The following is a 4,360-nucleotide window of genomic DNA, read 5'->3' as shown; positions in this document are numbered from 1 at the left end:
TGCGCCCTGGCTCCAGCACTACAACACTGAACGAATCCACACCGGCATCGGAACCACACCCATCACCCGGGTGTCACCAACCTGATGGCTCAGTACAGCTAGGACTGCCACCGGTTAAATGACTGAAGCTCCGGACGAACCGGAGCTTCAGTCATTTAAAAGTTAGGAGTGGCCTAGTTTTCGCCGGCCGAATCCGAGCGGCCCAGCAGGGTCTGCGGGATCCAGAACGCGGCGGCGAAGAGAATCAGGCAGACGGCCATCGGCCAGGTGTTTTCCAGCGTCAGGAAGGACAGCGAGTAGATCGCACCGAGGAACAGGACCATCATCGCGGCAAAGATAACGATGGTCGAGCCGAGGCTGTTCTCGGTCTGCGGGGTGGTGTTGCTGGACATTCGTTCCTCCTCGGCCCCGGGGGGGCTCAAAACTGTGGGCGGTGCCGGCACGGTCAGTACGCGGACGAACCCTGTTCACCCTTGACGATCGCGATACCGGAGCTGGCGCCAATACGTGTTGCACCTGCAGCAATCATAGCCTGAGCATCGGCCAGGGAACGCACGCCGCCGGAGGCCTTGACACCCAGGTCCGGGCCGACGGTGCGGCGCATGAGCGCGACGTCCTCGGCAGTGGCCCCGCCGCCGTTGAAACCCGTGGAGGTCTTCACGAAGTCCGCCCCGGCTTCCACCGCGGCCTCGCAGGCGAGCACTTTCTGGTCATCGCCCAGCAGCGCCGTTTCGATGATGACCTTCAGGATGGCTCCGCCCTCGTGCACGGCGGCCGCGACGGCGGCGATGTCATCCACCAGCGCGCCCTTGTCATTGGCACGGGCAGCGGCGATGTTGATGACCATGTCCACTTCTTCGGCACCGTCCAGGACCGCGCCGCGGGCCTCGAAGGCCTTGACGTCGCTCGGTGTGGCGCCCAGCGGGAATCCCACCACGGAGCACGTCAGGACGCCGGATCCCTTGAGCGCTTTCTTGACGGTCTTGACCCAGACCGGGTTCACGCAGACCGACTTGAAGTGATACTCCGCCGCCTCGGCGCAGACCTTGAGGATCTCCGCCTCGCTGGCCTCCGGCTTGAGCAGGGTGTGGTCGATGTAGGAGGCGATGTTGGGCGTTCCCCCGGTGGCGGCTTCTTGGCTCATGGTGGTCCCTTTCGTGGCGGGCCTGGGACGCGGCGGTCCCTTCCCGGGCCTTGTGGGCCTGCGGGCCCTGGCGGCGCCGCGTGGTGCGCGGCTTATCAGGGAACCATCTTGCCATAGGAATGTGCCCGGCGGATGCCCCCGGCCGGGCCTCCCCGGCACGTCAGGCGGCGGCCGCCAGGGACCGGCCCATGGTGGCCTGAAGCAACTGGGAAGCGCACACCGACGCCGCGGAACCGGAGGCCACGAGCAGCCCCAGCCGGACGCCGTCGTAGGCTGCCGCGTCACCGATCGCCCAGATGCCCGGCACGGAGGTGCGGAAGTCCTGGCCGATGACGATCCCGCCGCCGGCAGCGGTGGCGAGCCCGGCCGTGGCGGCCAGCTCGTCGCGGGCGATGCGCTCCTCGGCGAGGATCACGAGGTCACCGTTCATGCTGGAGCCGTCCTCGAAGACGATGCCCGACGCCGGCAGGGCGGACCCGGCGGCGGTGGGAACGACGGCGGCGGGACGGACGGTGGTGCGGACCGGGCGGACGCCGCGGGACCGGAGCACGGCCTCGGCCTGGCCGGCTGCCGAACCCGTGCCGACCAGGATGCCGAGGGGTCGGCGGCCCAGGACCCGGGTGACGTCCTTGACGGCCTCGCCCAGCCCGGCGGCGTCGTCGATCGTGGAATAGCTCAGGCAGCGGGCGGCACCTTCCACCGGTGCCTCGGCGGGGGCGGAACCGGTGGCGATGACGAGCTCGTCGTAGTCGAACTCCATGCCGTCGGCGGTGGTCACGCGGCGGTTTTCCGCGTCGATATAGCTGGCCGGCTGGCCGAAGCGGACGGATACCTGGGGCAGGACGGCGAGCTCCAGCAATTCCTCGGGGGCGTCGTCCCGGTTGCTGAGGACGGTGATGGCGCCGGCGAACGGGGTCCGGGTGAGCTGCCGGACGAGCGCCTGGGCGGCCCGGCCGGCGCCGGCGATGACGATCCTGGGCCGGGCGGCCGTGGTGGCGGCAGCCGAAGCGCCTGTCAGGGAGGAAGTGGAGATGGGAGACATTGCCGGAGCGGACATGTGCTGGCCCTTTCGCTGGGTGGCCATCGTGTGGCCGGTGTGCTTGATGAACCCCAGCGTAGGCGTCCGATTTTTCCGGGGTGTTTCCCGGGTGTTGCCGCTTCTGCCCTGCCCGTTCGCCAGTATTTACCGGCCGGTAATGCCGTGGGTCACACCGTCGCGAAGGCCGGCACCCCGCGTTCGATTAGACCCGGATCCGGTAGCCGCGTTTCACCACGGTTTCCACCAGCCGGGTGTCCGGCAGCGCGGACCGCAGCCGGCTGACGGTCATGTCCAGGGCATGCACGGAACCGCGCAGCTCCAGCAGGTCCGAGAGCGCCTCGCGGGAGAGCACTGCCCCGCCGGCGCCGATGAGCGCGCGCAGCAGCAACAGAGGTGCGGGCGCCATCTCGACCGGCTCGCCGTTGATGCGCAGCGAGCGGCCGCGCAGCTCCACCCTGCCGGAAACGGTGTCGAGCCGGCGGACGTGGTTGAGTGCCAGGTGCTCGCAGACCAGCCGGATCAGGGCGCCCATCCGGAACCGTTCCGGGATCAGCGGGTGCAGCCCGGCATCGAGCAGCGGCTGCGCGGTGATGGGCCCGACGACGGCGGTCGCCACGGTGGTCTTCAGGCTCTCCACGAGCTGTTTGTAGACGCCCATCTCGTGCGCCGTGCTCCACATGGCGTCCACGGCGGGCGCGCTGGTGAACGTCAGGACATCGAGGTTGCCGCTGCACGCGGCTTCGATCAGCTTGGGCAGCCGGTCGGCGCCGTCGGGCTTGACCCACCGGTACGGGGTGACCGTCAGGACGGTGGCCCCGGACATGCGCAGGCGCTCGAGCTGGCGGACATCGGTGTAGCCGTGCAGCTGCACCGCGACTGTCTTGCCGCGCACACCCTCGGCCAGGAGCATGTCCACGAGCGTGGACGTGGTTTCGTCGCTGCTGATTCCGACGTCGGCGAGCCCGGCGGCGCGCACGGCGCCGCGGGCTTTGGGCCCGCGGACGAACATCCGGGTGGCGGAGAGGGTCTCCAGCAGCTGGTCGCCAATGCCAAACGTGTCCGCGGCCTCGCACCAGCGGCGCATGCCGTAGGCGGTGGTCGCGATGCAAAGATCGGGCCGGGCGGCGATGATCGCCCGGGTGTCATCGATCAGGCTCTGGTCCTCCCGGACCGGGGCGATTTTCAGTGCCGGGGCGTGAAGCACCTCGGCACCGCGGCGTTCCAGGGCCTCAATAAGGTCCTGCGAACGGCGGTGCGAGGTGACGCCGATCCGGAAGCCGTCCAGGGGGAGGTCCCGGTCGGTCGCGTCCTCGGCGGGTTCCGGCGCGGATGAGCCGGCGGGGCCGCCGACGGTCAGTGCGGAGGCTAGGGCGGGGTTCAAGGGGGACAGTGGTGCGCCGGGCTCCGGGTGGGCTGCGGCGACGGCGTTCAATGCGCTCATGGGAATCCTTACGCCTCCATCAGTGATGCGGCCAGACGGTCGAGCTCTGCCGTGGCACCGGCACAGCCCCGGTTGGCTTCGGCCACCCGGACAACGTCCCCGATCACCAGGACGGCGGGGTTGCTGCAGCCCGCGGCTGCGGAGGTGATGGTGCCCAGCTCGGCGATCGTGGTGCGCTGGCCGGGGCGGTAGCCGCGTTCGACGACCGCCATCGGCATGTCGGCCCGCATTCCGGCCCGGCGGAGTCCGGCCGCGAGGTGGTGCAGGGTGCCGATGCCCATCAGGACCACAATGGTTCCGCCGAGCCCGGCGAGGTGCGTCAGTTCGTTTTCGGTCAGCGGGGCATGGCCGGAGACCACGGTGAACATATGGCTGACGTCGCGGTGCGTGACCGGGATGCCGGCGGCGGCCGGAACCGAGATGGCGCTGGTGACGCCGGAGATGACGCGGACCGGAACCCCGGCCGCGACGCAGGACGCGACTTCCTCGCCGCCGCGGCCGAACACATAGGGGTCCCCGCCCTTGAGGCGGACCACGTTGTTGCCGGCCAGCGCGCTTTCCACCATGAGCTTTTCGATGTCGGCCTGGCTGACCTTGTGGTGGCCGGGCTTCTTGCCCACATCCACCAGCTCTGCCGAGGTCAGGGACGGCAGGTCCTGGTACGGGGCGAGCCGGTCGTAGAAGACGACGTCGGCATCGCGCAGCGCGGCGACGGCGGCGACCGTGAGCAGCTCGG

General features: G+C 69.6%; 5 protein-coding genes. All 5 read right to left on the bottom strand.

Annotated features, from left to right (window positions below; translation table 11 throughout):
• Positions 1–173: 173 nt before the first annotated feature.
• Complete coding sequence (locus Y706_RS0122645) at positions 174–392, bottom strand: hypothetical protein (RefSeq protein WP_028278362.1); 219 nt, start codon at positions 390–392, stop codon at positions 174–176.
• 53 nt (positions 393–445) lie between these two features.
• Positions 446–1,144 (bottom strand): deoxyribose-phosphate aldolase, encoded by a 699-nt coding sequence (deoC, locus tag Y706_RS0122640; RefSeq protein ID WP_028278361.1) that lies wholly within the window; start codon positions 1,142–1,144, stop codon positions 446–448.
• Between the two features lie 160 nt (positions 1,145–1,304).
• Complete coding sequence (locus Y706_RS0122635; protein ID WP_043437125.1) at positions 1,305–2,201, bottom strand: FAD-dependent oxidoreductase; 897 nt, start codon at positions 2,199–2,201, stop codon at positions 1,305–1,307.
• A 184-nt stretch (positions 2,202–2,385) separates the two neighbouring features.
• Entirely contained in the window at positions 2,386–3,624 is a 1,239-nt protein-coding gene (locus Y706_RS0122630) for a uroporphyrinogen-III synthase (RefSeq protein ID WP_253906876.1), read from the bottom strand.
• Between the two features lie 8 nt (positions 3,625–3,632).
• Positions 3,633–4,360: uroporphyrinogen-III C-methyltransferase (gene cobA, locus Y706_RS27285; RefSeq protein ID WP_043437122.1), on the bottom strand; the 728-nt coding region annotated here is incomplete at its 5' end.

This window comes from Arthrobacter sp. I3 (assembly GCF_000520575.1).
Taxonomy (GTDB): Bacteria; Actinomycetota; Actinomycetes; order Actinomycetales; family Micrococcaceae; genus Arthrobacter; species Arthrobacter humicola_A.
This window is presented reverse-complemented; position numbering and strand designations above follow the sequence as displayed.

Excerpts from the sequence above, each read along its gene's own strand:
- Y706_RS0122645 (WP_028278362.1), bottom strand. The coding sequence starts at position 392 with ATGTCCAGCAACACCACCCCGCAGACCGAGAACAGCCTCGGCTCGACC.
- deoC (WP_028278361.1), bottom strand. The coding sequence starts at position 1,144 with ATGAGCCAAGAAGCCGCCACCGGGGGAACGCCCAACATCGCCTCCTAC.
- Y706_RS0122635 (WP_043437125.1), bottom strand. The coding sequence starts at position 2,201 with ATGTCCGCTCCGGCAATGTCTCCCATCTCCACTTCCTCCCTGACAGGC.
- Y706_RS0122630 (WP_253906876.1), bottom strand. The coding sequence starts at position 3,624 with ATGAGCGCATTGAACGCCGTCGCCGCAGCCCACCCGGAGCCCGGCGCA.